This window comes from Acidicapsa ligni (assembly GCF_025685655.1).
Lineage (GTDB): Bacteria > Acidobacteriota > Terriglobia > Terriglobales > Acidobacteriaceae > Acidicapsa > Acidicapsa ligni.
The window spans coordinates 209,214-235,581 of sequence record NZ_JAGSYG010000002.1; the positions used below are offsets into that span (position 1 = coordinate 209,214).

At 58.5% G+C, this 26,368-nt stretch carries 20 protein-coding genes and 1 other RNA gene; 10 read left to right on the forward strand and 11 right to left on the reverse strand.

Annotated elements, in window-relative coordinates; translation table 11 throughout:
* Nucleotides 1-106: 106 nt before the first annotated feature.
* The 5 genes from OHL19_RS07325 to OHL19_RS07345 all read right to left on the reverse strand — a co-directional run bounded on the left by OHL19_RS07325 (nt 107) and on the right by OHL19_RS07345 (nt 3,914).
* On the reverse strand, nt 107-1,351 hold the full coding sequence (locus OHL19_RS07325) for a competence/damage-inducible protein A (RefSeq protein WP_263356992.1): 1,245 nt from the start codon (nt 1,349-1,351) through the stop codon (nt 107-109).
* Nucleotides 1,352-1,423: 72 nt separating this feature from the next.
* Complete coding sequence (locus OHL19_RS07330; RefSeq protein WP_263356993.1) at nt 1,424-2,482, reverse strand: NHL repeat-containing protein; 1,059 nt, start codon at nt 2,480-2,482, stop codon at nt 1,424-1,426.
* A 48-nt stretch (nt 2,483-2,530) separates the two neighbouring features.
* Nucleotides 2,531-3,064 (reverse strand): phosphatidylglycerophosphatase A family protein, encoded by a 534-nt coding sequence (locus tag OHL19_RS07335; protein WP_263356994.1) that lies wholly within the window; start codon nt 3,062-3,064, stop codon nt 2,531-2,533.
* On the reverse strand, nt 3,057-3,287 hold the full coding sequence (locus OHL19_RS07340; RefSeq protein ID WP_263356995.1) for a DNA gyrase inhibitor YacG: 231 nt from the start codon (nt 3,285-3,287) through the stop codon (nt 3,057-3,059). The genes OHL19_RS07335 and OHL19_RS07340 overlap by 8 nt, the downstream gene beginning before the upstream one ends.
* Before the next feature lie 387 nt (nt 3,288-3,674).
* Complete coding sequence (locus tag OHL19_RS07345; RefSeq protein WP_263356996.1) at nt 3,675-3,914, reverse strand: GIY-YIG nuclease family protein; 240 nt, start codon at nt 3,912-3,914, stop codon at nt 3,675-3,677.
* Between the two features lie 272 nt (nt 3,915-4,186).
* Between OHL19_RS07345 and OHL19_RS07350 the strand changes: the two genes are divergently transcribed.
* Nucleotides 4,187-6,892, forward strand: coding sequence for an ABC transporter permease (locus OHL19_RS07350; protein WP_263356997.1), 2,706 nt, complete (start codon nt 4,187-4,189; stop codon nt 6,890-6,892).
* A gap of 169 nt (nt 6,893-7,061) precedes the next feature.
* Here OHL19_RS07350 and rimO read toward each other — a convergent pair whose 3' ends face one another.
* Entirely contained in the window at nt 7,062-8,618 is a 1,557-nt protein-coding gene (gene rimO / locus OHL19_RS07355) for a 30S ribosomal protein S12 methylthiotransferase RimO (protein ID WP_263356998.1), read from the reverse strand.
* 202 nt (nt 8,619-8,820) lie between these two features.
* On the opposite strand from rimO, the gene OHL19_RS07360 reads away from it, so the two are divergent.
* The 4 genes from OHL19_RS07360 to OHL19_RS07375 all read left to right on the forward strand — a co-directional run bounded on the left by OHL19_RS07360 (nt 8,821) and on the right by OHL19_RS07375 (nt 11,073).
* Nucleotides 8,821-9,285 (forward strand): excisionase family DNA-binding protein, encoded by a 465-nt coding sequence (locus OHL19_RS07360; RefSeq protein ID WP_263356999.1) that lies wholly within the window; start codon nt 8,821-8,823, stop codon nt 9,283-9,285.
* Complete coding sequence (locus OHL19_RS07365) at nt 9,266-9,823, forward strand: PIN domain-containing protein (protein WP_263357000.1); 558 nt, start codon at nt 9,266-9,268, stop codon at nt 9,821-9,823. Before OHL19_RS07360 ends, OHL19_RS07365 begins: the two co-directional genes overlap by 20 nt.
* A 55-nt stretch (nt 9,824-9,878) precedes the next feature.
* An RNA gene (gene ffs, locus OHL19_RS07370) (signal recognition particle sRNA small type) lies at nt 9,879-9,976 on the forward strand.
* 80 nt (nt 9,977-10,056) lie between these two features.
* Entirely contained in the window at nt 10,057-11,073 is a 1,017-nt protein-coding gene (locus OHL19_RS07375) for a beta-ketoacyl-ACP synthase III (protein ID WP_263357001.1), read from the forward strand.
* 100 nt (nt 11,074-11,173) lie between these two features.
* Here OHL19_RS07375 and OHL19_RS07380 read toward each other — a convergent pair whose 3' ends face one another.
* Nucleotides 11,174-12,079 carry a menaquinone biosynthetic enzyme MqnA/MqnD family protein gene (locus OHL19_RS07380; protein ID WP_263357002.1) on the reverse strand — a complete coding sequence of 302 codons (906 nt, stop codon included), beginning with the start codon at nt 12,077-12,079 and terminating at the stop codon, nt 11,174-11,176.
* A gap of 316 nt (nt 12,080-12,395) precedes the next feature.
* Between OHL19_RS07380 and dprA the strand changes: the two genes are divergently transcribed.
* From dprA to OHL19_RS07405, 5 genes are all read left to right on the forward strand, one after another.
* Nucleotides 12,396-13,613, forward strand: a complete 1,218-nt coding sequence (dprA, locus tag OHL19_RS07385; RefSeq protein ID WP_263357624.1) for a DNA-processing protein DprA — start codon at nt 12,396-12,398, stop codon at nt 13,611-13,613.
* A gap of 267 nt (nt 13,614-13,880) precedes the next feature.
* Nucleotides 13,881-16,559, forward strand: a complete 2,679-nt coding sequence (gene topA, locus OHL19_RS07390; protein ID WP_263357003.1) for a type I DNA topoisomerase — start codon at nt 13,881-13,883, stop codon at nt 16,557-16,559.
* Between the two features lie 320 nt (nt 16,560-16,879).
* Complete coding sequence (locus OHL19_RS07395; protein ID WP_263357004.1) at nt 16,880-17,206, forward strand: hypothetical protein; 327 nt, start codon at nt 16,880-16,882, stop codon at nt 17,204-17,206.
* 124 nt (nt 17,207-17,330) lie between these two features.
* Nucleotides 17,331-17,615 (forward strand): DUF427 domain-containing protein, encoded by a 285-nt coding sequence (locus tag OHL19_RS07400; RefSeq protein ID WP_263357625.1) that lies wholly within the window; start codon nt 17,331-17,333, stop codon nt 17,613-17,615.
* Between the two features lie 168 nt (nt 17,616-17,783).
* Nucleotides 17,784-20,633, forward strand: coding sequence for a M16 family metallopeptidase (locus OHL19_RS07405; RefSeq protein ID WP_263357005.1), 2,850 nt, complete (start codon nt 17,784-17,786; stop codon nt 20,631-20,633).
* 259 nt (nt 20,634-20,892) lie between these two features.
* Here OHL19_RS07405 and OHL19_RS07410 read toward each other — a convergent pair whose 3' ends face one another.
* The 4 genes from OHL19_RS07410 to ilvB form a co-directional block, all read right to left on the reverse strand.
* Nucleotides 20,893-22,362, reverse strand: coding sequence for an ATP-binding protein (locus OHL19_RS07410; RefSeq protein ID WP_263357006.1), 1,470 nt, complete (start codon nt 22,360-22,362; stop codon nt 20,893-20,895).
* A 441-nt stretch (nt 22,363-22,803) separates the two neighbouring features.
* On the reverse strand, nt 22,804-23,826 hold the full coding sequence (gene ilvC, locus OHL19_RS07415; protein ID WP_263357007.1) for a ketol-acid reductoisomerase: 1,023 nt from the start codon (nt 23,824-23,826) through the stop codon (nt 22,804-22,806).
* 104 nt (nt 23,827-23,930) lie between these two features.
* Nucleotides 23,931-24,527, reverse strand: a complete 597-nt coding sequence (ilvN, locus tag OHL19_RS07420; RefSeq protein ID WP_263357008.1) for an acetolactate synthase small subunit — start codon at nt 24,525-24,527, stop codon at nt 23,931-23,933.
* Nucleotides 24,528-24,556: 29 nt separating this feature from the next.
* A complete protein-coding gene (gene ilvB / locus OHL19_RS07425; RefSeq protein WP_263357009.1) occupies nt 24,557-26,317 on the reverse strand; it encodes a biosynthetic-type acetolactate synthase large subunit in 1,761 nt (586 codons plus the stop codon).
* Between the last annotated feature and the right edge of the window lie 51 nt (nt 26,318-26,368).

Consider the following 26,368-nt stretch of genomic DNA (forward strand, 5'->3'; position numbering starts at 1 on the left):
CCACTCTAAAACCCAGCCTTTTGACGGAAGCGACTTTAGGATTTAACGCTGGGTTGTCGTCGAGACATTAGCCTTCTGGGGTTGGATTTGTGCAGGCTTCTAGCTGCTACATGAGGCGGCGTCGCACCAGGTCCAGGGCTTGCTGACTGGCCCATAGGCGAATTCGGTCGCGGTCGCCGCGGAAGTTGCATTCGAGAGACTCGGTTTTTTGGGCGTCGCTCAGGGCTATGTAGACGAGGCCTACTGGTTTTTCTTCGGTGCCGCCGCTGGGGCCAGCTATGCCGGTGATGCCTACTCCGAGGCTGGCTCCGGTGCGCTGGCGGATACCCTGGGCCAGGGCTTCGGCTACTTCTGCGCTGACGGCTCCGTGGGCTTCTATGAGTTCCGGGGGAACTCCGGCGAAGGCGGTTTTCAGTTCATTGGAATAGACGATTGCGCCGCCCAGGAAGGAGCGCGAACTGCCGCTGATGCTGGTAATGCGCTGCGACATGAGGCCGCCGGTGCAGCTTTCGGCTACGGCGAGAGTTTCCTGCTTCATCTCAAGGTAGTAAAGGACGATCTGCTCCAGTTTTTCGTCGGATGAGGCGAAGAGATGCTGATCCAGGACTTCTTCGAGGCGGCTGGCTAGTTCATCTACGCGCTGCTGGGCTGCTTCAAGGGTGGGCTTGGCGCAGAAGAGCTGGAGCTGAATCTCGGCATGTCCGGCGAGGATGGTGGTGTCGACATCCTTGTACGTTGTGTAGATCGGTGCGAGCAGCGCGTCGGCGGTCGACTCCGGAATCATGGTTGCTTTGAGAATGCGTTTGGCGATGTGGCGGACGGGCAGGATGGCGCGCAGGCGCGGGATGCATTCATTGGCGAAGAGCGGTTTGCATTCGTTGGGTGGGCCAGGGACCATCATGACGAGTTTGCGATGACCGGCGAATTGCGTATCCAGCCAGAGGCCGACCGCGGTGCCATTGGCATTGGGCAGGACCACTGCACCCTCGATGATGTCAGCCTGCTTGAGGTTGTTGTCGGTCATGGCCATGCGGCGGGATGCGAAGCGGGCGGCGAGGGCGACGACGAGCGATCCGTCGCGGCGGATGCTGAGGCCGAGGGCCTGGGCGACGGCTTCACGGCTGAGGTCGTCTTCGGTGGGTCCGAGGCCGCCCATGACGGCTACGATGTCGGCACGTCCGAGGGCTACCTGCACCGCGTTGACGAGATCGCGAAGACGGTCACCGACGATGGTTTTGAAGGTGACATCTGCGCCGATGGCGTTGAGCTGTTCGGTGAGGTAGAGCGAGTTGGTGTCCTGGCGGAAAGGGGTCAGGAGTTCGGATCCTACGGCGATGATTTCGCTTTTCATGGATAGATATTGGACTCCTCAAAAGCAGATCCTTCACTCTGCTCAGAATGACAATACTGCTTTCAGGATTTCTTAGAAGAGTCGCAGCCCCTCCACTCCGAGGTCGACGCTGTAGATGGTGTCGTTGGTAGCGAGGACGGCAGTGCCGAGAGGCGAGAAGGCTACGCCGACGAGACCGTTGCCGGCGAGCACCACTTCCGCATTGCCCTGCGGTGTGATGCGGACGAGTCCGCGCTGGCCGTGCAGGGATGCAGCGACGTAGACATTGCCGTCTGCATCGAGGGCCAGTCCCTGGGGACGGCCGAGGCCACGATACCAGGCGGAGGTTGCGCCGTCGCGGTCAATGGCCCAGATGCAGTCATTGGATGAAAGCGAGGGGGCGGTGACGTAGAGGGTGCCGTCTGCGCCGATGGCCAGATGATAGGCGGCGACACTTGGTTCGAGTGTGGAGTGAACGAAGGTCTGGCGGGCATTGCCTGATTGCTGGGGCGCGATTTTGAAGATAGTGCCACTGCGATCGCCGACGAAGAGGTTGCCGTCTGCGTCGAAGGCCGCGCCGGTGGCTACGCCCATGCCTTCAGCGTAGACGGTGGAATCGCCGCTTTGATCGATGCGGTAGACGGTGCCCTCGGCGCGGGAGGTGACGTAGAGATCACCGTCGGGATCGAAGGCGAGGCCGGTGGGGTTGAGGATGCCGCTGGCGAAAGGGGTTCCGAGGCCGTCCGGGCTGATGCGCACGATGGAGACGGGGGTTTGTTTGCCGCGAGTGCCGGAGATGGTGGCGAAGGTCATGCCGGAGCGGCTGACGACGGGGCTGGTGACGGGGTGAAGACCGTCGGAGAGTTCGCGGGCGATGCGGAGCGGGACGATGTTGCTTGCTCCGTGAGAGTTGCGAACTTCGATGAGGCCGTCCGATGCGTTTTCGGGGACGTGGAAGGCGATGCGTTCGGGGCGGCTGAGTGAGATGCGCGCCGCCAGACCGTCGACGGAGACAGCGGGCAGGGTGGTGCCGCGTGGACCGAGAGACTGGCCGCGCAGTTCGACTTCTCCGCCTGGGAGGCTGGCTGCGGGCGAGACGCTCTCTATTACCGGAACCGTTGGAAGCAGAACGTTTTTGGGAGACTTAGGCATTTGGAATCTCAGCGAACGGGTGAAGCGGGCCGATCAGGGCCGGGCCGGTTATTTGAGCCAATGGATCGCGAGTAATAGTACAGCCCCAGCATACAGTCCGGCAGCCACGTCGTCGAAAACGATGCCCCAGCCTTCAGGAAGTTTTTCCAACTGACGGACCGGAACGGGTTTGGTGATGTCGAAGATGCGGAAGAGGAGCAGGGCGAGGAGGATATTTTCCCAATTTGGGATTGCGCCTGCCAGGGGGATGGCGAGCAGGGTTATGGCTTGGCCGGCAACCTCATCGATGACGACGAAGCCGGGGTCTTTGCGGCCGCTTTCGCGGGCGGCGATGGTGGCTGCCGGGACTCCCAGGGCGACGGAGAGGACGATTCCGGCGAGGGTGAGGCTGAGTAGAAGCTGCTGCGACGGGTGGAGGCCGATGGCGATTGCTGTCCAGATGAGGACTGTGGCGACGGAGCCCCAGGTGCCGGGGCCGGGTTTGCCGAGGCCAGCGCCGAAGAAGGTGGCGACGGTCCAGGCCCAGAGGGTCTTTTTCCCGGGTTGGACTCCAAGAGCTTTGCTCTCGGCGGGCTCACTCATAGCGGTCACGGTCGGTTTTCGGATTCATCTCTGAGCCTTCGAGTTCTTCAAGGAGATCGGGATCGAGGGCTGGAGAGCTGATTTTGTAAACGCCCATTGCCCACTTGCCTAGATCGATCTTGCGGCAGCGGTCACTGCAGAAGGGGAAGTCTTCGCCGGTGGCGAGGACCAGCGTCTTGCAGGTGGGGCAGTGGAGGGATTTGATTTTCTTTGTTTTTGCCATCAATTTGTCACTCGGAGTGTTTCCTGTGCTTCTTCCTCTATTTTCGCAGTGTCGGGGGGATATATCCAGACTGGGCCGTTGCAGGGGGGAGGGGGGCTATGTAGATTTTTAGGGACGCTTCGTTTTGGGTTGCTGTGGGGCTCTTTTTTAGTGTGCCTTAGTTTGGGGGAATTGGCTGCAATGGTTTTTGGGTTTCGGGTGGGGGAAGAAGCAGATTCCCTTCGGGAATGACAGACAGAACTGCAAGGGCAAATGCAAAAGCAAGGGCAACTGCTAGGGCAAAGGCTGGGATGGGGGATGGGAATCAGTTTTTTCCGTTGGTGTTATGTCGTTCCTGGAGGGTTGGATAGAGGTCTTCCCAGGTGGAGTTTGATTGTTCGATTAGTTTTATCTTTTGTTCGCGGTCCAATGTTTGAGGGACTTTTCGCGGGCTATGGCGCTGCGTATGTAGCGGAAGTATTCGAAGTAGACTAGGCGATGGATTTCGTAATGGGCGGTGTGGGTTTCTGGGATGTTTTCGCGGTGTGTGGAGGTTCTGCGAACGAGGTTGTTGGTTATTCCTATGTAGAGATTTCGCGAGCGACTGGAGAGGATGTAAATCCAGAAATGATACTCGCGGGGTGGCATGCGGAATGGTAGCAGGGTTGTGGGGAATGTGGTTTTTTCTTTTTGGATGGATGATGGATGGATGAGCAAAGGCAAAGGAAGAAGCAGATTCCCTTCGGGAATGACAGACAGAACTGCAGGGGCAAATGCAAATGCAAAAGCAAAGGCAAGGGCAACGGTAACTGCAAGGGCTCGGGCTTGGTGGTTGGGGTTGGGTGGCTTTGCTGTTTTCCTGTTGCTTTCCTATAGGGGGTGTGGGAGTATGCTCCTGTGGGAAACCAAAAGGATCTGTCATGGGGATGCTGAATCGGTTCTTCCTGCGCGCTGTTCACTTCGCGACTTGGCGGCGTAGCGAGGAGCAGGGTTACGGGCGGTTGAGAGAAGAAATGGAATCGCATCTTGCGGAGCAGACGGAAGAGAATATCCGCGCTGGCATGATTCCGGAGCTAGCGCGTCGAGAGGCTCGTTTAAAGTTTGGTGCGATGGAGGCGGTTCGCGAGAGCTATCACGCGGAGAAGGGGCTGCCATTTCTGGAGAGCCTGCTCACGGACATTCGTTACTCGCTGCGAGTGCTGCGGAAGTCTCCTGCGTTTACGGTTGTGGCTTTGATCACGCTGATGCTGGGGATTGGGGCGAACGTTGTCGTCTTCGGTGTGTTGAATGCGGTGCTGCTGCATCCGCTGGAGGTGAGTGAGCCGGAGAGTTTGTATCAATTGCGCCATACGGCGTGGATGAAGGGACGGCTGCTGACTACGTCGTATCCGGCGTTTGAGGATTTCAGGCGGCGCAATACGACCTTCGCTGGAATGGCTGGGATCAACGGATATTCTCATGCGCAGTTGAACTGGCGTAACGCGGTGATGAACGTATCCGGCGATGAGGTCACGGGCAACTATTTCGATCTGCTGGGCGTGCAGCCGGAGGTGGGAAGGTTGTTCCACGCGGCGGATGAGCATGGGCCGGATTCAGCGCCGTATGTGGTGTTGAGCGATGGTCTGTGGCGAAGCGTTTTTCACGCCGATCCGGGTGTAGCCGGGACGATGGTGGAGTTGGGTAAGCAGCCGTATACGGTGGTGGGCGTGGCGGCGGCGGAGTTCCACGGTACGGAGCGGTTTGGATGGCCGGATTACTGGATACCGATGGTGAACGAGGAGCAGATGAGTGGGGCGGATTATCTGCATAGCCGGGCATCTATCGCGGTTACGGTGATTGGAAGGCTGAGGCCGGGTGTGACGCCGCAGCAGGCGACAGACAATCTCAATACGATTTCTGCGGAGCTGGCGAAAGAGTATCCGGAGACCGACGATGGGCAGGCGCTACGGCTGATTCATCCGGGTCTGCTTGGGGATGATGGGGATGTCATTCGTGGGTTTCTTTTGAGCGTGACGGTGCTGGCCCTGTTGGTGCTGGCGGCGGCCTGTGCGAACCTGGCGAGTCTGTTTGCGGCGCGTGCGGCGGATCGTGGCCGGGAGATGGCGCTTCGTGTGGCGCTTGGATCGAGCCGGCGAAGGCTGGTGAGACAACTGTTGACCGAGGCTGTACTGGTATCGCTGGCGGGCGGCGCAGCGGGGCTGGTGGGGGCGTATCTGCTGTTGGGTGCGTTGAACCGATGGGATTCTCCCTATGGCCACCTGGAAGTCAGTGTGGATGCGCGGGTGTACCTGGCGGGGCTGGCTTTGACGCTGGGAAGCGCGCTGTTGTTTGGGATGGTTCCAGCGCGGCAGGTGTGGGGGAGCAGTCCGTTGCAGATGATGAAGAGCGGAGCATTTGGGCAACTGGATGCAATGCATCTGCGCCGGTTTGCTTTGCGGGATGTTTTGCTTGGGGTGCAGATTGCTATCTGCACGCTGCTGGTAACGGCGTCTCTGGTGGCGGTGCGGGGCATGTTGCGTGAGTTGCATGCTCCGATGGGTTTTAGGCCGCAGGGGGCGATGCTGGTGAATATGGATCTGGATGGTGATCTCGATGGCGACCTCAATGACGAACTGGTTGTGGAGAAGGAGAAAGCGATCCTTGAGGCGGCTGGGAGCATTCCGGGAGTGACGGCGGTGGGTGCGGTGAGCCGTACTCCGATGACGGGCGGGATGCATGGGGTTCCGATTTTCAGGCCGGGAACGACGGAGTTCAAGATCGATAATTCGGTGCTGGCGCCGTATGTTTTTCCGATGTCGCCGGGATACCTGGAGGCTGCTGGAACGCGGCTGCTGCGTGGGCGGGATGTTTCGTGGCACGACACGGCGAATGCGCCGGATGTGGCGGTTGTGAACGAGACATTTGCTCGGAAGATGTGGGGGAAAGACGCGCCGGGAGGCATGGCTGCAGAGATGGCGGCAATCGGGCAGCGCTTTATCGTGGCGGGCAGGCTGACGGAGGTGGTTGGCGTGGTGGAGGACGGGAAATACCACGACATGCAGGAATCTTCGCAGGCTGTTGTGTATCTGCCCCTGACGCAGAGTGAGCAGGGCGAGATGGTTTTTGTGGTGAGATCGCTGCGGACGCCGAGGGAGATGGCGGCGATTTTGCAACGGACGTTGAGCGGCATTGCGCCGAATGTACCGATCACGGTGCAGAGCTGGTCGGATTCGCTGCAGGGTGAGTTGTTTCCGGCACGCGCGGCGGCGGTGGCACTGGGCGTAATGGGTTTGCTGGCGGCGATGCTGGCGGTGACGGGCATCTTTGGCATGGCGGCTTACAGCGTGAGCCGACGGATGAAAGAGCTGGGCATTCGGGTGGCATTGGGCGCGCGCAGGATGCATGTGATGAGCGCGGCGGTGGGTCGGCCGATGGTGCTGCTGGGGGTGGGATCGGTGGTGGGATTACTGTCGGGGGGCTTCGCCAGCCGGTTGCTGGGGCAGATTGTGTACCAGGCGAATCCGCTTGATCCGGTGGTGGTGGGCGGGGTGGTTTTGACGATGGCGCTGCTGGGGGTTGTTGCTGCTGCTATTCCGGCGCGGAGGGCACTTGGGGTGGATCCGTCGCGGTTGATGCGGGAGGATTGAGTTGGATTTACTTTGGGGGATTACGGATAGGAAGGGAAGAAGCGGATTCCCTTCGGGAATGACAGACAGAAAGGCAAATGCAGGAAAAGCAACGGCAGCGGCAACGGCAGGAAAAGTAAGGGCAACGGCGGGAAAAGCAAGGGCAGGTGCGAGGGCAACGGCCTGCTTGCTATTCGATGATTCTGGCTACTACGTCGTAGTGGTGGGATTCGGTGATTTCGCAGCGGTAGAAGGTGCCTGGGACTAGTGTTTCGCGCGGTGTGCAGTCGGCTTCAGTTCCGAAGTCGTTGATCAGGACTTTGCCGTCGATTTCCGGGGCGTGGAGCATGGTGCGGCCCTGCCAGAGGAGGTCGGATTCTTCGCTGACGCCTTCGACTAACAGGTCCATCTCGCGGCCGATCCAGTGGGACTGGCGTTCGGCACTGATCTTTTGCTGGAGCTTCATGAGCTTTTTGCGGCGAGACTCGATGGTGCGCTTGGGGACTTTGGCGTCGAGGTCGAAGGCGGGTGAACCTTCTTCATCGGAGTAGGGGAAGGCGCCGAGCCAGTCGATTTTGGCTTCGCGGACGAAGTTTTCGAGATGCTGGAAGTCTTCGTCGGTTTCGCCGGGGAAGCCGACGATGAAGGTGGTGCGGACGACGAGGTCGGGGACGATGCTGCGGGCTTTCTCGATCATGCGGAGGAAGATATCGCCGCCGCCGCCGCGTTTCATGCGCTTGAGGACTGAGGGGGACGAATGCTGGAGCGGCACGTCGAGGTATTTGGCGATGTTGTCGTGCCTGGCGATGGTTTCGAGGAGTTTGGTGGTGACCTTGTTGGGGTAGGCGTAGAGGAAGCGCAGCCACTTGAGGCCTTCGATGCCGGCGAGGGCTTCGAGAAGCTGGGCCAGGCCGTCTTTCATGGGCTCGCCGTTGACCATAAGATCTTCGCCGTAGCAGGTGGTGTCCTGGCCGATGAGGGTGATTTCGCGGACGCCCTGACGGACGAGGTTTTGCGCCTCAGCGACAACGGATTCGAAGCGGCGGCTGCGGAATTTGCCGCGTAGCTGCGGGATGATGCAGAAGCCGCAGGGGTGGTCGCAGCCCTCGGCTATCTTGATGTAGGCAGAGGACTTGGGGGTGGTGAGGATGCGCGGGGTTTCGTCGCTGTAGAGGTAGTTGGGGAGGCTGGCGATGGCTCCGTCCCAGTGGTCGCGAGAGAAGCGGCCTTGCTCTTCGCGGAGGTCACCTTCGGGGCGGCTGTGCTTGTTTACGGCGCTTGGGGCTCTTTCGACCAGATCTGAGGCGGTGAGGATGTTGAAGGGGGAATTGGAGATCGCTGGTGGGGCCATGTTCAGGCCTGCTGCTGCCAGGATCGCTTCCAGTTCGCCGGTGCCGACTACGGCGTCTACTTCGGGGATGTTTTTCTGGATTTCATCGCGGTAGCGCTCGACGAGGCAGCCAGCCACGATGAGGCGTTTGGTGGAGCCGGAGGTCTTGTGCTGGACCATCTCGAGGATGGTGTTCACGGACTCCTGCTTGGCGGAGTCGATGAAGGAGCAGGTGTTGACGACGAGGATTTCGGCGTCTTCGGGGTTGTTGGTCAGACGCGCACCGGCGCGGTCCAGCAAGCCCATCATGACTTCGGAGTCGACGAGGTTCTTGGGGCAACCGAGGGAGATGAAGCCTACGGTTGGGGCGGTGCTTGACGCTGGTTCGAGCGTCGCTGAGGTGGATTCTTTGCTCACTTATCTATTGTAGCGGGATATGAGTTCTCGTGATTAAACAACGTTTTGAGCCGGGATGGTATTCGGGGTGCGCTCCGAAAGTGTCTTAACGGCTTAGGCATGGTTTTGGGCATGCTTTGGGGTTTACATCGAATTACGTCCGATCACTACCGGTAGTGAGATATGGTGTATGTAGCGTTTATGGCACTTGGGAGGCGCGAGAATGACCCCTACAACGAATCAAGCAGCGGTTTCAATTTCGGAGCGAGATCAAAGGGATATTCAGGATTTGTACACCAAGATTCGAGAGGCTGAGGCGAAGCTCGTCGGTCCGGATGGAAAGACTGATTTATTGCCTCAAAATTTGTATTCGTTTCTGTGCAAATTATTGGGAGATTTGAAGGCGGGAAACTCCGTTACGATTCTTCAGAATAATGCTGAGCTTACGACGGTGGAAGCGGCCAAGCTTTTGTCGGTTTCACGGCAGTTTTTGGTTCAGCTTCTGGAAAAGGGTCAAATTCCATTTCACATGGTTGGGACACACCGGCGGCTATACGCTCGTGACATTCTTGCTTTCAAAGGAAAACGGGATTCGGCGCGACGGAAGACGCTGGACGACCTGGCTAAGGCGGAAGTGAATGACGGTTTGTATGACCGGGTGCCTTTGAATGATTCTGACGCCCGATAATGAGTACTTCGTTGTGCTGGATGCCTGTGTTCTGGCTCCGATGCCGTTGTGTGACACGTTGCTGCGCTGTGCGGAAGAGCCGGCGTTTTTTCGTGTGCTGTGGAGCGAGCAGATTTTGGAAGAGGTAAGCAGAACTCTGGATAAATTTGGTTATACAAGCAGCCAGGCACAGCGGCGTATACGTTTCATGCGGGAGGCGTTTCCCGAGGCCTGCCTCGAAGTTCCGCCACACTTGATTGAAGCGGTGCCCAATCTCCCGGACCCTGACGACAGGCATGTGGTGGCTGCGGCAATTCATGGGCACGCGCATGCTATTGTCACGGCGAACCTTCGGGATTTTCCTCAGGAATTACTTGCGCCGCATGAGATTCTCGTTGAGTCTCCGGATCAGTTTCTAATGCATCAATTTCATCTCAATCGAGATCGGATGCTTGAGGTGCTTGATACTCAGGCGGGCGGAATAGGGCGGTCGAGAGAGGATGTTCTTGAAAAGCTCCAAACCGGTGTGCCTGGTTTTGTCGATCTTCTTTGTCGCTAAGGGAGCGGTCGTGGGCTATCTCAATTAGGCGGCCCAAAGTGGTATCATCAATCAGTGCCGGGTCCTACGCGACGCAATCCCGCCAACCCCGCCAGGTCCGGAAGGAAGCAACGGTAACGGGCTAGTGCGGGCGCAGTAGGCTACCCGGTACTTTTTTGTGTTTTGCTTAAAGTTTTGCGGAATCAGGTTGATTTCATCCTCTCCGGATGGGCTGCCTGAAGGAGATTTCAGTCTTGACTCAAGAGTTTCGTGGTCCTCATTGCACCCGAGCGAAAATCAGCGCACTCGGTACTTATGTTCCCCCTAAAATTCTGACGAATGCCGATCTTGAAAAGATGGTCGATACCAACGATCAGTGGATCACGGAGCGTACCGGGATCAAGGAACGGCACATTCTCGAAAAGGGGCAGGGAACGAGCGATATGGCTGCTGAAGCTGCCCGGCGCTGCCTGGCTGCTCGTGGCATTGAGGCCAGCGAAGTGGATGCGATCATCATCGGCACGGTTACTCCGGACATGATGTTTCCTTCGACGGCTTGTCTGGTGCAGGAGAAGATTGGGGCCAGGGGCGCGTGGGGATTTGATGTGTCGGCGGGCTGCTCGGGGTTTGTGTTTGCGCTGCAGGCGGGTGCGAAGCTGGTGGAGAGCGGCGCGCACAAAAAGGTGCTGGTGATTGGCGCGGATGCCAATTCTAGGATTGTGGATTACACGGATCGGACGACGTGCATCATCTTTGGCGACGGTGCGGGAGCTGTGTTGATTGAGCCTGCGGACGAGGGGGAAGTTGGTCTGATCGACTTTGTGCATGAGATCGATGGATCGGGTGGTCCAGCGCTGAATCTGGCCGGCGGCGGGAGCTTGAATCCTGCGACGGCGGAGACGGTGGCCAGCGGGATGCATTTCATTCACCAGGACGGTCAGACGGTTTACAAGTTTGCTGTACGCAAGATGGCTGAGGCTACGACGAAGGTGTTGGAGCGTAATGGCGTCGAGGGCAAGGACCTGGGATGTTTTATTCCGCACCAGGCGAACAAGCGGATTATTACTGCGACGGCGGACCGGATCGGGATTGAGCCGGAACGGGTGATTATCAATATTGAGAAGTATGGCAATACTTCGGCGGGGACGATTCCGCTGGCGATGGGAACGGCGATGGAAGAGGGTAAGTTGAAGAAGGGCGATCTGGTTTTGCTGGCTGCGGCCGGGGCTGGATTTACGGTTGGAGCTACGCTGCTTCGGTGGGAGATTTAGTTTTTTAGAGATAAGCCCCCTGTCTCAGGCGTGAGATAGGGGGCACCTGTTTGATTGTCCAGGTTGATTGCTTAGGACGGCAACTTCTGGGGTTTTTAGATTAGAAGCTGTAGGGCGGCAGGACTTTGGTTTCGGCTGCTAATTCATAAAATTTGCGCAGGCCTTTCAGGCACTCCTCATCGAGTTTGTAGACGATGTTGGAGGTGAGATAGGTGCGGATTGTGTTGGCTGGAATGGGCATGCGCGCGCTCCATTCGATGACGAGCTGTTCTATGTTGGCGAGGCCGTTATCGCGGGAGGCGGTGAAGTCGGCGGTGATCTCTTCGAGGGAGCGGGTGCAGCTTGCGAGGGAGGTTTCGCGGATGGCCCAGACGGCGGATACCCAGGGGAGTCCGGTGAGGGCTATCCATTCTTCGGCGAGGTCGTGGTAGATGAGCTGTTCGCCGGTGCGTTCTTCGCGGTTCTGACGCTCTTCGAGGGCGTAGAGTGCGGGGTCTCCGATGAGGATGGCTGCGTCGGCGATGTCGAGCATGGGGTCGAGGTCGGGAAAGTGCTGGACGAACTCAACTTCTGGCTTCGTTTCGGGTGTCCACCATTTGCGGAACATGATCTGGGTGTAGGCGAGCGAGGCGCGGGAGGATGTGTCGGCGGCTACGGTGTGAATCCCGGAGATTGGCCGGTTGGCTCGATGGACCAGCAGGATGGAGCGGACGCTGCGTGTGGCGGCGATGGCGCAACCGGGGATCATCAGCAGTCCTGGGGTGGTGGCGAGGGCGGCTACGGGAACCAGTCCGATGTCGGCGGCGCCGGGAGCGTTGGGGGGGAGTGCCAATCGTTCGGCGCAGGCTGCGGGCATCATCCATTCAATTTGATAACGATTGGCGAGTGCGCTGCGGGCTGGTTCGTGCTCGAAGTCCCACATGAGCGGGGCTGGATTCAGAAATCGGATTGCGGCAATTCGGAGTGGGGTTTCGGTGGTGGGGTGGGCCTGGGGAAAGTTACTCACTTCTTCAGGTTATCAAGGTGGGGTGGTGGGTTTTCCATAGGTGGGTGGTGGAAGCTGGTTTCCTTTTGGGTGATGGATAGAACTGTAAAAACAAAGGCAACGGGAGAAGCAGATTCCCTTCGGGAATGACAGACAGATAGGCAAGGGCAAGGGCAAGGGCAAGGGCAAGTGCAACGGCAAAGGCGTCAGGTGGGGTATTGTTCGGGGTGCTTGACTTCTGGTGGCTGGCGGGGTAGTGTGGGCAAAATCTCTTGAAATGAAAAAGACAGGGTTGGCCTGGGGATGTTCTCCGGAGGATCTTGTTTTTGTGGTGGCAATGACTCCTACTACGCCTTTGCAGGTCCGCGCTTCGGTTTATTCGGCATTGGATGAAGATCGTTTGGCATGGCTGGCGCTGACGCTTTCGCCGGGGTTGGGTCCGAGGCGGATTCATGGGGCGATGAGTCGGTTGGGCAGGCCTGCGGAGATTTTTACGCTGTCGCTTACGACGATTGAGGCTATGCGCTTTCCTGCGGAGGCGGCGCAGTATGTATTTGATGGAAGGGCGCGTGCGGCTGCGGAAAAAGAATGGGAGCGGGTGCGGGAGCAGGGTGCGCGGATTGTGACTTTCAGTTGTGAGCAGTATCCGGAGAGGCTGAAGCAGATTTTCGATCCGCCGCCGGTGCTGTGGGTTCGTGGGGATGTGGGCTTGCTGGGACGTCCGTCGATTGCGATTGTGGGAACGCGTCACCCGAGTCCTTATGGGACGGGGATTGCGGAGATGCTGGGGCGCGACCTGGCTGCGCGGGGGATGCTGATTGTGAGCGGGATGGCTCGCGGGGTGGATACGGCGGCGCATAAGGGGGCCATGGTGGCGGGGAGGCCGACTGTCGCGGTGTGGGGGACGGGGATCGATGTGATTTATCCCAAGGAGAACAAGAAGCTGGCTGAGGACATACTGGCGACGGGGGGCGCGCTGGTTTCGGAGCTGCCGTTGGGGACGTTTCCGGCGCCGCAGAATTTTCCGCGGCGGAACAGGATTCTTTCGGGAATGAGCATCGGGGTGCTGGTGGTGGAGGCGAGTGAGAACTCCGGGACGCGGGTTACGGCGAGGTGCGCGGCGGACCAGGGGCGGGATGTTTTTGCGGTTCCGGGGAATGTGACGAATAAAAATTCATGGACGCCGAATACGTTGATTAAACAGGGCGCGAGGTTGACGGCGACCTGGGAGGATGTCTGGGAAGAGCTGCAATCGGACGTGCGTCTGGAGCTGGAAGCGGGATGGGCGGTTGAATCCAAATTGAAAGATGGCGCATCTGACTTGCCGGATAGAGCTGGTTCGAGTCTCGGTTTAGGAAATTTTCCTGGGATGGGAGTCGGCGAGGCAATCGTGTTCGACGCGCTTCGCATGGATGCGGCTTTGCAGATCGACGAACTTCTCGATCAGGTGGAGGCGCAACTCACGTCTTCTGAGGTTTTTACGGCTTTATTTGAGCTGGAGCTGGCTGGCCGGATTCGCTCTTTGCCGGGTAAGAATTTTGTCCGCGCAATATAAGGTTGCGATCAAAGATCCAATCGAGAATGCGAAGTTTTTCGACAGGTCGCTGCTGGTATTCCACCGGCATTCCGTGTTAGTTTCCAAACTTTGCAGGGTGTTTTTTCGGGGCGTGGTTTTTAGCGCCGCGTTTTGAATTCAATTTTGCCGAAAAATCGGTGCAACGGATGGTAGCTGAGTCAGTCCAATAGTCCGACGAACCGGATTGGGCAGGGTCGGCAGGTTAGAGTGGGTACGGAAGACCGTACTGGTTAATTAAGGATGGCAATGAGCAAATCACTGGTGATCGTCGAGTCCCCCGCCAAGGCGAAGACGATCGGGAAATATCTTGGCAAGGAATTTGAGGTGCAGGCCTCCGTTGGACACATCATGGACCTGCCGAAGAACGATATTGGCGTGGAGTTGAAGAAGCGCACCTTCGAGCCGACACTGATTGTCTCTCCGGGCAAGGAGAAGCTGGTTGAACAGCTGAAGAAGGCTGCGTTGAAGGCGGATCACATCTACCTGGCGCCCGATCCTGACCGCGAGGGCGAGGCGATTGCTTACCACCTGGCGTTGCAGTTGGGAACCAATGCGACCCAGAAGAAGAAGATTCAGCGCGTAACCTTTAATGAAATCACCAAGAAGGCGGTGCAGGAAGCGTTCAAGCACGCCCGGGATGTCGACCAGGACCTGGTGGATGCGCAGCAGACGCGGCGCGTTCTGGACCGGCTGGTGGGCTACCAGGTTTCTCCGCTGCTGTGGGACAAGGTGCGGCGCGGGCTTTCGGCTGGACGTGTGCAGACGGTCGCGGTGCGGCTGATTGTGGAACGGGAGCGCGAGATTGGCGCTTTCAAGCCGGTCGAATACTGGACGCTGGATGCACAGTTGCATCCGCAGGGCCGGACGCCGGAGAGCTTTACGGCGCGGCTGGTGGGGATTGACGGCAAACGGGCGACGGTGGAGACGGTCAATACGCCTTCGCTGCCGGATGGGGTTTCTTCAGAGCAGGCTGTAGCCGAGTTGGAGAAGGCTGCGTGGAGCGTTGGCAAGGTTGAGCGGAAGCAGCGCAAGCGGAATCCTTCGGCGCCGTTTACGACGAGCCAGTTGCAGCAGGATGCTTCGCGGAAGCTGGGATTCAATGTGCGGCGCACGATGGGCGTGGCGCAGCGGCTGTATGAAGGCGTCGAGGTGGGCGCTGAGGGTTCGGTGGGTCTGATCACCTACATGCGTACCGATTCGCCGCGTGTTTCTCCGGATGCGATTGCCGGGGCTCGGGAATGGATTGGTTCGCAACTGGGGCCGAAGTATCTGCCTGCGGCGGCGATCCAGTACAAGGGCAAGAAGGATGCACAGGATGCGCATGAAGCGATTCGCCCGACGGATGTGACTCGTACGCCGGATGCGATTGCCAAGTATCTGAGCGATGAGCAGTTGAAGCTGTACAAGCTGATCTGGCAGCGGTTTGTGGCTTCGCAGATGACGGCGGCGATTTTTGATGTGACGACGGTGGAGATCGCGGCGAAGGCCAAGCGGACTTACGATTTCCGTGTTTCGGGATCGGTGCCGGTGTTTGACGGCTTCCTGAAGGTGTATGAGGTTTCGAAGGAAAAGAAGGACGACGAGGACGATGAGCTGGCGAACCGGCTGCCGGCGCTTGCCGAGGGCGAGAAACTGGCGCTCGAAGAACTGAAGCCGGAGCAGCACTTTACTGAGCCGCCTCCGCGATATAACGAGGCTTCGCTGGTGAAGGAGCTGGAAGAGCGCGGTATTGGACGGCCCTCGACGTATGCCTCGATCATCAACACGATTCAGGATCGCGAGTATGTGACGAAGCTGGGCGGGCCGCGTGGGCGGTTCTTCCCGACCGAGATCGGGATGGTTGTATGCGACCTGCTGGTGAAGAATTTCCCCTACATTTTCAATTCGGCCTATACGGCAAAGTTGGAAAGCGAGCTGGATGATATTGAAGAGGGCAAGGAGAAGTGGACCACGCTGCTGGGCGGTTTCTATGACCACTTTGAGGTGGAGTTGAAAGACGCCGAGAAGAGCATGGAAAGCATCAAGGCGATGGAGATCAAGACGGATGAGAAGTGCGATCTCTGTGGCTCTCCGCTGCTGCTGAAGTGGGGCAAGTTCGGGACATTCTTTGCGTGCAGCGCCTTTAACAAGAAGGATAAGAATAGCTGTACTTTCACGAAGGAAAACACTGCGGGCAAGCCGGATATGAATACTCCGGAGGCGCAGGAAGCGGAGCAGGCCGAGGAGTATTGCGAGAACTGCGGACGGGTGATGGTGCTGCGTCGCGGGCCCTTCGGGATGTTCATGTCGTGCCCGGGGTATAGCGAAGATCCGCCGTGCAAGACGATTCGCAAGCTGAGCCAGAAGCAGCAGCAGAAGCCTCCGCAACCGACGGGTGAAGCGTGTCCGTTGTGCGGCAAGGACCTGGTGTTGCGCCAGGGAGCTTATGGGGAGTTTGTTTCGTGCTCGGGCTATCCGAAGTGCAAGTATGTGAAGCAGAACCTGATTGAGGGGATGAAGTGTCCGAAGTGCGGCGAGGGCGACCTGGCTGAACGGAAGGCGCGTCGCGGGAATATCTTCTGGGGTTGCACGAATTATCCGAAGTGCGACTTTACTTCGAATTACAAGCCGGTGGCTAAGCCGTGCCCGAAGTGCAAGAGTCCTTACCTGTTGGAGAAGACGCTGAAGTCTGGCGTGTTCCTGTTCTGCCCGAACAGCAAGCCTGCGGTGGTTGAGGAGGCTGCTCCGAAGAAGGCGGCGAAGAAGAGTGCGGCGAAGAAGTCGGCTACCAAGTCGGTGGCGGTGAAGACTGCTCCGATTGTGACGGAACCGTGCGAGTACGAGAAGCGGATTGGGGATGCTCCGCCACCGCCTACGGTGGAGACGCATGGGCCGGTCAAGGAGAAGCAGAGGGCGGATGAGGCGGAGTTGCAGCCTGTTTCCTGAGGGTGATTCTGTGGGGCGGCTGGGGTTGCTGGCCGTCTCTCTGGTTGGGGTTGTTACTGCATTACTGCAAGGGCAACGGCAAGGGCTAACAGCAGATTCCCTTCGGGAATGACAGACAGAACGGCAAGGGCAACTGCAATTACAACGGCAACTACAACTGCAAGGGCAACTACTAAGGCAAGGGCGAGTGTAACGGCGACGGTTGGGTAGGCTGGTTTTGGGTATTTTGGGATGTGGCTTGCCAAGTGGCGGGGGATTGGCGCATTCTCACTGTGATTGCTTTTGCACCTCACTTTGGATGTCTGCCGGAGGAAATACGCATGAAGCGAATTGCTGCACTCTCTCTTTCGTTGTTATCACTGGTGTCGGTTACGGCGTTTGCAGCTGACTCGACCAAGCTGAACGGCTGGATTTCTGACTCGATGTGCGGAGCCAAGCATGCTGGTACGGGTGCGGCTTGCGCGAAGAAGTGCATTGAAGGCGGCAGCAAGCCGGTTTTTGTGAGCGAATCGAAGAAAGAAGTCTGGACAATCGACAATCCAGAGGCGGTCAAGGAAGCTTATGGCAAGCATGTAGCTCTCACCGTTACTCCGGACGAGGGCGCGAAGAGCGTACATGTGACTTCGGTAGCGGTGCTCGCGGACTAATTCGTACTGCGTCGAGTTACGCAGTATAAGTGCAATGGGCAGATGGCGATTCCTTTTGGGAGTCGCCATCTGCCTTTACCCATACAACGATTCATCAGGTCATCAGGAACGGATCTCATTACCCATGGCGAAAGCAGTCTGGAACGGCGTTGTTATTGCGGAAAGCGAAACTTACGAAACGGTCGAAGGCAATATTTATTTCCCCGAGTCTTCATTGAAGCGGGAATTTTTCCGACCCAGTTCAACCACATCCACCTGCCCGTGGAAGGGACAAGCGCGATACTACTCGCTGTTTGGCGATGGCCAGGAAAATCCTGACGCGGCCTGGTATTATCCCGATCCCAAGCCGGCTGCGCGCAAGATCAAGAACCATGTGGCTTTCTGGCGCGGCGTGGAAATCGAAAAATAAGCTGTTTGCCTATGGCTGGCTTCGCCTGAAGCCGGCAGGCTCGGCACCGGATTGTTTGCGCGGGATTGTTTGCGGGTTCGGGAACCAGTGTGGCTGTCGCAACGTATCATGGTGCTGGCATACGATCCGAAAACCATCTGTAAACCCATCTCTTGTGGAGAACCCATTATGAACAATGCTTCGTCCAGTCTGAGTCGTGCTCTTGTGGTGTGCGCAGGGCTTGCGTGTGGAATGCTTCTCAGCTTTTCCGTCCCGGCTTTTGCGCAGCCTACGTCTGCTCCGCTTAAAGTGCCTGATTTGAAGTACGAGAAGTACACGTTGCCGAACGGGCTGGAGGTTATTTTGCGTGAGGATCACCGGCTGCCCCTGGTGGCGGTTGATCTTTGGTATCACGTTGGCCCGGTGAACGAGAAGGCTGGACGGACGGGATTTGCGCATCTGTTTGAGCACATGATGTTCGAGGGTTCGGAGCATGTTGGCGAGAAGGCGCACTTCAAGTACCTGGAAGGCGCCGGCGCGACGGATATCAACGGCACTACGAGCTATGACCGGACGAATTACTTCGAGACGATTCCAAGCAACGAGCTGGACCTTGCGCTGTGGCTTGAGAGCGACCGCATGGGCTTTCTGCTGGAGACGCTGGATCGCGCGAAGCTGACCAATCAGCGGGATGTTGTGCGCAATGAGCTGAGGCAGGATGAGGGCAATCCGTATGATGTGGCGGACGAAGCGGTGGGGCATCTGCTGTTTCCCAAAGGCCATCCTTACTACGGCAATGTGATCGGTTCACATGCGGATGTGGAGGCTGCGCGGCTGCTGGATGTGCGCGACTTTTTCCATCACTTCTATACACCGAACAATGCGAGCATCTCGATCGTCGGCGACTTTGATGCTGCGACGATCAAGGAAAAGGTAGCCAAGTTCTTTGGGCCGATTCCAGCGGGTCCGGTGGTTGAAAAGGTGAAGGTCGAAACGCCCCAAATTGCTACCGAGCGCCGCGTGACGGTGACGGATACGGTGCAGTTGCCGCGGCTTTCGGTGGCATGGCTGTCTCCTGAGGCTTTTCATCCCGGCGACGAAGATACGGATATGTTCGTCAACATCCTGGGAGGAGGCAAGATCAGCCGTCTCTATCAGAAGCTGGTGTACCAGGATCAGATTGCGCAGAGCGTGAATTGCAGCAACCAGTCGATGATGGTGACTTCGATTGCGAGCTGCGACATTATTGCTCGTCCGGGAGTGAAGCTGGAGGATCTGGAAGCGGCGTTCGATAAGGAAGTGGAATTGCTGCGCAAGGATGGGCCGACGCAGGCTGAGCTTGACCGGGCCCGTAATCAATCGCTTTCAGGGCTCATCCAGGGGTTGCAGAGGCTGGGTGGTTTTGGTGGTGTGGCGGACATGATGGACCGCTACAACCAGTATCTTGGCGACCCAGGATATCTGCCCAAGGATGTGGCGCGTTACGAGGCTATTACTCCGGCCGGTGTCAAGAAGGTTGGGCAGGATGTTTTTGGAAAGAATCAGCGCGTGGTGGTCTATTGCATACCGGGCAAGAAGGTGACAGAAGATGTTCCGCGCAGCCCGGCGGATACGGATGCGACGGTGAAGGTGACGCCGCCTTACGCGCCGGAGTTTGAGACGGCGCAGGACTGGCGCAAGGAAGCTCCGAAGCCTGGGCCGGAACCAACGCTGCATCTGCCGACTCCGACGACCTTTGAGCTGGCCAACGGCGTGAAGGTATACCTGATTGAAGAGCATGCGCTGCCGGTGGTGAGTGCTTCGCTGGTGACGCTTGCGGGTGGAGAAGAGAATCCCAAGGATAAGGCTGGCCTGGCGGGCTTTACTGCGCGGTTGTTGAGTGAGGGTACGACGACTCGTTCTTCGACGCAACTGGCGAACGATGTGGCGCGAATCGGCGCTGAGCTGAGTGCTTCGGCATCGATGGATAGTGCGAATGTGAGCGTTGGTGCGTTGAGCAACAACACGGCTCCTGCGCTGGAACTGCTTTCGGATGTAGCTTTGCATCCGGCATTCAAGGCGGAGGAAGTTGAGCGTATTCGTCAGCAGCGTCTAGTCGGGATTCTGCAGGAAGCGGATCAGCCGATATCGTCGGTTCTGCGTGTTGGAAACAAGGTGCTGTATGGCGATCAGCCGTATGGCTTCCAGCCGGTGGGCACGACGGAGTCAGTCAAGGCGATGACTCGGGATGATCTGACGGGCTTCTGGTCGGCGCATTATGCGCCGAAGAATGCAGCGCTGATCCTGGCGGGCGATCTGACGGAGTCTGAAGCGAAGCAAATGGCGGAGAAGTATTTTGGCGGCTGGAGCAGTTCAACGGCATCGGCTACCACTGCCATACCTGCACCGCCAGCCGCGCCAGCGCGCAAGGTGGTGATTGTCGACAAGCCGGGTTCGCCGCAGACGACGCTGATTACTTTTGGTCTCGGTGTGCCACGCAATACGCCGGATTATGCGGCGATTACGGAGATGAACAGCATCCTGGGCGGGTTATTCTCAAGCCGCATCAACATGAACCTGCGGGAAAAGAATGGCTTCACTTACGGAGCATTTTCGGGCTTCTTCTTCTATCGCTTGGGTGGCCCGTTCTACTCGGGAGCCCAGGTTCGGACGGACATCACCGGACCGGCTACGCATGAACTTTTTGCGGAGCTGAATCGCATTCATACGGATCCGGCTACTCCTGAAGAACTGAAGCTGGCGAAGGATAATGCGTTGCGCACGCTGCCGGGAGATTTTGAGACGGTGGGCAACGAGTCCGGATTGATGGCTGAGCTATTCGTTTATGGTTTGCCGACGGACTACTTCCAGAAGCTGCCTGCAGCGTTTCAGGCGGTAACTCCGGAGGCTGTTGCGCAGGCGGCCAAGGCTTATATTCATCCGGATAACCTGATCGTGGTTGCGGTGGGAGATCGCGCCAAGATCGAGCCGGAGTTGGAGAAGCTGAACCTCGGGCCGATCGAGTATCGCGATGAGAGTGGTGGTTTGCTCAAGAAGTAGATGTGGTTTTGGTTGGATGGGAACGGGCTGCGGAGCGGGTGCTCCGCGGCCTGTTTTTTTTGCCTTGTTTGGTTGGGTAGAGGCAGGTTTTCTTTTGGGGATGGCAGAACTGCAACTGCAAGGGCAACGGAAGAAGCAGATTCCCTGCGGGAATGACAGCCAGAAAGGCAACGGCAACTGCAGAACGGCAACGGCAACGGCAACTGCAGAAAGGCAACTGCAACGGCAAAAGCTGATTGGGGTGGAGAGATGGTTGCCGTTAGTAGGCTTGTAGCTGGTTTAGTGGCAGGCGTACTCGGAAGCAGGTCAGGCCGTCTTCGGAGCGGACGCCCAGGTGTCCGCGATGTTTGCGGACGATGCGCATGGCGTTGTCCAGACCTAGCCCGAGGCCCTGGCCGGGTGGCTTGGTGGTGAAGAATGGTTCGAAGATGCGGTCCTGGAATTCGCGTGGGATCTCTGGGCCGTTATTCCAAACTTCGATGAGCATCATGTCCGGTTCCTGGCGGACTACGATGCGGAGACAGCCTTTTTGTTCGGGATCTGCGCTGTGATCGACGAGCATCAGAGCATCCTGCGCGTTCTCAATGAGGGCTGTCCATACCTGGTTCAACTCGCTGCCGTAGGCGCTGATGGTGGGCAGGTTGAGCGCGTATTCGCGGATTACGTTGATGTCGCTCATGCGCGATTGCAACATCTGCAATGTTGCATCGATGCCGGCGGGGACATCTATTTCGAGAATTGGGGCGCGGTCCATGTAGGAATACGTCTTGATGGCGCTGATGAGGTCGAAGATGCGATTGGTCGAGTGCAGCATGGCCTGAGCGTAGTGTTCGGCGCGCAGGGCGGAGGCGAATTGTTCAAGCACGACGCGGATTGCGGCTTCGTCGAGGAAGGCTCGGAGCGGATCGAGATCGCTTGCCTCGACGCCCATTTCGGCGAGTTCAGGCGCGATCTGCCAGGCATCGGAGGGGCTGTGGCGGGCGATCCAGGCGGTGATTGCGTCTTCGCGTGCGGCAATGTGGACGGCTTCGGTGTCGGGGTGATCGAGAGAGCGAAGACGCACTCCCTGCTCCCAGTTCTGCACGGCGAGTACTTGCTCGGGGGTAAGGCAAAGAGAGACGAGACGATAGCGCCTGTCGCTGAAGTTGCCGAGCTCGGTCAGGATACCTCCGGCGGCGCGCTGGGCGGCTGAGGAGGGATTGTTCAGTTCGTGAGCGAGATTGCCTGCGAGCTTGCCGAGGGCGGTGAGCTTTTCGGTTTGCTGTTCGATGCGGGTGACTTCGCGGACTCTGTCCAGAAGCGTGGCCACGACTCGTTGCCCGAAGGATGGGATCACTTCGAGGATCAGTGGGAACATCGATTTGTGGTAGACGAGCGCCCATACGGGAGAGACGGCAAAGCCCTGCCCTCCGTAGCTGGTCATGCGCGAGTAGGGAAGCAGACCGGTCATCTGGCCGGAGCGACCGATAAAGAGCGCCATCGGGCCGCTCTTGGTACGGCGGACGTGCAGTTCGCCTTTGAGGATGAGCATCATCTGCTCGGCGGGATCGCCTTCTTCAAAGAGGACGTCGCCGGTTTTCAGACGAATTTCTTTGCCATGCTGCGCGAGCCACTCAAGCTGGTCGCTGGGGAGGCCCTGCAATGGTGGAATCTTGTCGATTGCGGCCATGAGGACAGGCCGGGAGGAGGGTGTCTCCGGAATCATGGATAGCGGAAGTTCTATCGGCATTCGGTACCCTCCCTATTGAGTCTTAGTTTAACGGATGATCTTGAACGGAGTTCCATTGGGTGGTGCGATGTGGAGAATACGTGGGACTGGGGGGAATGGTTCCCGGGTTGGAAGGCTGTGGTCCTCTGGTTTGGGGAGTTGGTCTTCTGGGGGATTCCGTTTGGGGATGGATGGGAGGGTGACTGGCAAGGGCGACGGAAGAAGCAGATTCCCTTCGGGAATGACAGACAGAACGGCAAGGGCAAAGACAACTGCAACGGCAAGACAACTGCAACGGCAAAGGCAAACGGAAGAAGCAGATTCCCTTCGGGAATGACAGACAGAAAAACAAAGGCAACTGCAACGCAACTACAAAGGTAACTTCTCGGTTTGGTTGAAAGCTTTGAGTCCGCCCTGGCTGAGGGATGTTTACCTGGCCAGGGAGGACTCGGTATTGCTGGTTTAGCGGGTTTTGGATACTTCTTCTACTGTGACTGGGTCGAGGAAGGGCATGGCTGCGCGGAGCTTTTTGCCGACTGCTTCGATTGGCTCGGCTGCTTCGGCGTCGCGGAAGGCCTGGAACTCCTTGCGGCCGGAGAGCTGGTCGGCGATGAAGCGCTTGGCGAAGGTGCCGTCCTGGATGTCGGTGAGGATGGCCTTCATGGCTTTTTTGCTCTCAGCGTTGACGACGCGTGGGCCGCTGACGTAGCCGCCCCACTCGGCGGTATCCGAGATGGAGTAGTTCATGTAGGCGAGACCGCCGCGATAGATGAGGTCGACGATGAGCTTGAGCTCGTGGAGGACTTCAAAATAGGCGATCTCGGGCTGGTAGCCGGCTTCGGTGAGGGTTTCAAAGCCTGCCTTGATGAGCGAGGCTACGCCGCCGCAGAGAACGGCCTGTTCGCCGAAGAGATCGGTTTCGGTTTCTTCGGTGAAGGTGGTTTCGTGCACGCCAGCGCGGGTGTTGCCGATGCCCTTGGAGTAGCTGAGGGTGAGGGCGTGAGCGTTGCCGGTGGCATCCTGCTCGACGGCGATGAGGCCGGGTACGCCGCCGCCTTCGGTGAAGACTTCGCGGACGCGGTGGCCGGGAGCTTTGGGCGCGGCGAGGGCGACGTCGATGTCCTTGGAGGGCGTGATGGTGCCGTAGCGGATGTTGAAGCCGTGGGCGAAGAGCAGCAGCTTGCCTGCGCTGAGGTTGGGGGCGATCTCTTCAGCGTAGAGTTTGGCCTGAGTCTGATCGGGGGTGAGGATCATGATGACATCGGCCCATTTGGTGACTTCGGCTGGGGTGCCTACTTCGAGGCCAGCCTTCTGGGCCTTGGCGCGGGACTTGCTGTTCTCGGCGAGGCCGACGCGGACTTCTACGCCTGAGTCCTTGAGGTTGAGGGCGTGGGCGTGGCCCTGGGAGCCGTAGCCGATGATGGCGACTTTTTTCGCCTGGATGAGGGAGAGGTCTGCGTCTTGATCGTAGTAGGTCTTGGCCATGATGTTGTTTGACTTCCTTTTAGCAAGTTAGCGCCGCTTTGCGGCATTGGCGAGTTAGCGAGTTAGCTGGATTGTTTTGTAACCAGCTACTGCTCTTGTTGATTTCAGATGTTGTCGGCGAAGTTGTCGGCTGTCTTCGGGGGGTGAATGCCGGGCTTTGGTGCTTCCGCGTCACCTGCACCCATGGCGCGGAGGACTCCGCTGGAGTGTTTGCCGCGGCGCATGGTCATCTTGCCGCTGCGGCAGACTTCGAGGACGCGGTTTTCGGTTTCGTTGAGCACCTGGATGAGGCCTTCGATCTTGCTTTCGACGCCGGTGATTTCAATCATCAGCGAGTCGGGGGCGAGGTCGACGATGCGGGCGCGGAAGACTTCGGCAAGCTCGAAGATGTGGGAGCGGTTGCTTGCCGTGGCGGAAACTTTGATGAGCGCGAGTTCGCGGGTGACGGCGGGCGCGCGGCCGATGTCGTCGACTTCTACGACATCTTCAAGTTTATAGAGGCTGGCCCGGATGCGGTTGCCGGTTTCGGCGTTGGCATGTTCGGGGGCGTTGGCGACGATGGTCATGCGCGAGACGCCGGGGCGCTCGCTGTGGCCGACTGTGAGCGAGATGATGTTGATGTTGAGGCGGCGGAACAAAGAGGCTACACGAGCCAGAACGCCTGGCCGATCCTCCACATAAGCGATGAATGTATGCAGCATAATTGCGACTTACCTCAGGGGCTCTGGTGCTACTCGTCTTCGGGTTTCTCTACCAACGGGTTGTGGCCGGGGCGGCGGATCATTTCGTGCAGGGCTTTGCCTGCGGGGATCATGGGGTAGACGGAGTCTTCTTTCTCTACCATGAAGTTGATGAGGAAGGCGCCGTTGTGGCTGCGGGCTGTCTGCACGGCGGCTTCGAGGTTGCCGCGATCGCGGACTGCCAGGCCTGCGATGCCGTGGGCGTCGGCGAGTTTGACGAAGTCCGGGCTTACGAGGGGTGTGGACTCGTAGTTGCGGTCGTAGAAGAACTCCTGCCATTGACGGACCATGCCGAGGTAGCCGTTGTTGATGATGGCGATGTTGACCTTGAGCTTTTCCTGCGCGATGGTGGCGAGTTCTGAAGACGTCATCTGGAAGCCGCCATCGCCGGCGATGACCCAGACTTCTTTTTCAGGGCATGCGACTTTTGCTCCGATGCCGGCGGGAAGTGCGAAGCCCATAGTGCCGAGGCCGCCGGAGGTGATGAGTGTGCGCGGGTGATCGTGATGGTAGTACTGTGCTTCCCACATCTGGTGCTGGCCTACGTCGGTGGCTATGATGGCTTTGCCTTCGGTGATGCGCCAGAGGTCGTGCATGACGTGTGCGGCGTAGAGATGGCCGTCGTCGGGAAGGTTGCGGATGTCGCGGACTGCGGCTGTGCCTTTGCTCGACTCGATGGCATTCAGCCAGGATGAGCCGTCGCGTCCGGGGAGCAGCGGCAGGAGCTGTTCGAGGACTTCGCGGAGATCACCGACGAGGGCAATGTCGGCTTTGATGTTCTTGTTGATCTCGGCGGGGTCGATCTCGATGTGAATCTTTTTGGAGTTGGGCGAGTAGGTCGAGGGCGTTCCAATGACGCGGTCATCGAAGCGCATACCGCAAGCGATGAGCAGATCGGCTTGCTGGATCGCGTCGTTGACCCACGACTCGCCGTGCATGCCCATCATGCCCATGTTGAGTGGATGCGAGGCGGGGAAGGCTCCGAGGCCGAGGAGCGTGGTGCCGACGGGAATCTGCATGCGTTCGGCGAGAGTGCGGACTTGTTCGCCTGCGTTGGATTGCAGGATGCCGTGGCCAGCGAGGATGACGGGGCGCTTGGCGTTGCGGATCAGCTCGGCTGCGTCTGCAAGCCTTGAGTCGATGACGGACAGCATGGGGTGCGGCAAATAGGGCCTGGGTTTGGCGGCGGCGAAGTCGAAGATGGCGGAGTTCTGCTGCGCGTCCTTGGTGATGTCGACGAGGACTGGACCGGGTCGTCCGGACCGGGCTATCTGGAAGGCAGAGCGGATAGCGGGAGCGATGTCTTCGGCCCGGGTGACGAGAAAATTGTGCTTGGTGACGGGGAGTGTGATGCCGGTGATATCGACTTCCTGGAAGGCATCTGTTCCCAGAACCTTGCTTGATACCTGGCCGGTGATGCAGACCATCGGAATCGAGTCGAGCATGGCGGTGGCGATGCCGGTGACGAGATTGGTCGCACCGGGGCCGCTGGTTGCCATGGCTACGCCGACTTTGCCCGAGGCGCGCGCGTATCCGTCGGCCATGTGCGAGGCACCCTGCTCGTGGCGCACGAGGATGTGACGGATGGGGAACTTGCGCAGAGCGTCGTAGATGGGCAGGATCGCGCCGCCTGGGTAGCCGAAGACTTCGGTGACATCCTCGCCTACCAGCGTGGCCCAGACGATCTCTGAGCCGGTGAGGCGGGTGGGGGTGGTGAGGTGCGAATTGTCTTTGTCGATATTGTTTGTCATGGAAGATTTCCTTCCTTTTCTTCTAGCTTCCAGCTTTTAGCCTCCAGCTAC

Excerpts from the sequence above, each read along its gene's own strand:
- OHL19_RS07325 (WP_263356992.1), bottom strand. The coding sequence starts at position 1,351 with ATGAAAAGCGAAATCATCGCCGTAGGATCCGAACTCCTGACCCCTTTC.
- OHL19_RS07330 (WP_263356993.1), bottom strand. The coding sequence starts at position 2,482 with ATGCCTAAGTCTCCCAAAAACGTTCTGCTTCCAACGGTTCCGGTAATA.
- OHL19_RS07335 (WP_263356994.1), bottom strand. The coding sequence starts at position 3,064 with ATGAGTGAGCCCGCCGAGAGCAAAGCTCTTGGAGTCCAACCCGGGAAA.
- OHL19_RS07340 (WP_263356995.1), bottom strand. The coding sequence starts at position 3,287 with ATGGCAAAAACAAAGAAAATCAAATCCCTCCACTGCCCCACCTGCAAG.
- OHL19_RS07345 (WP_263356996.1), bottom strand. The coding sequence starts at position 3,914 with ATGCCACCCCGCGAGTATCATTTCTGGATTTACATCCTCTCCAGTCGC.
- OHL19_RS07350 (WP_263356997.1), top strand. The coding sequence starts at position 4,187 with ATGGGGATGCTGAATCGGTTCTTCCTGCGCGCTGTTCACTTCGCGACT.
- OHL19_RS07360 (WP_263356999.1), top strand. The coding sequence starts at position 8,821 with ATGACCCCTACAACGAATCAAGCAGCGGTTTCAATTTCGGAGCGAGAT.
- OHL19_RS07365 (WP_263357000.1), top strand. The coding sequence starts at position 9,266 with ATGATTCTGACGCCCGATAATGAGTACTTCGTTGTGCTGGATGCCTGT.
- dprA (WP_263357624.1), top strand. The coding sequence starts at position 12,396 with ATGACTCCTACTACGCCTTTGCAGGTCCGCGCTTCGGTTTATTCGGCA.
- topA (WP_263357003.1), top strand. The coding sequence starts at position 13,881 with ATGAGCAAATCACTGGTGATCGTCGAGTCCCCCGCCAAGGCGAAGACG.
- OHL19_RS07395 (WP_263357004.1), top strand. The coding sequence starts at position 16,880 with ATGAAGCGAATTGCTGCACTCTCTCTTTCGTTGTTATCACTGGTGTCG.
- OHL19_RS07400 (WP_263357625.1), top strand. The coding sequence starts at position 17,331 with ATGGCGAAAGCAGTCTGGAACGGCGTTGTTATTGCGGAAAGCGAAACT.
- OHL19_RS07405 (WP_263357005.1), top strand. The coding sequence starts at position 17,784 with ATGAACAATGCTTCGTCCAGTCTGAGTCGTGCTCTTGTGGTGTGCGCA.
- OHL19_RS07410 (WP_263357006.1), bottom strand. The coding sequence starts at position 22,362 with ATGCCGATAGAACTTCCGCTATCCATGATTCCGGAGACACCCTCCTCC.
- ilvC (WP_263357007.1), bottom strand. The coding sequence starts at position 23,826 with ATGGCCAAGACCTACTACGATCAAGACGCAGACCTCTCCCTCATCCAG.
- ilvN (WP_263357008.1), bottom strand. The coding sequence starts at position 24,527 with ATGCTGCATACATTCATCGCTTATGTGGAGGATCGGCCAGGCGTTCTG.
- ilvB (WP_263357009.1), bottom strand. The coding sequence starts at position 26,317 with ATGACAAACAATATCGACAAAGACAATTCGCACCTCACCACCCCCACC.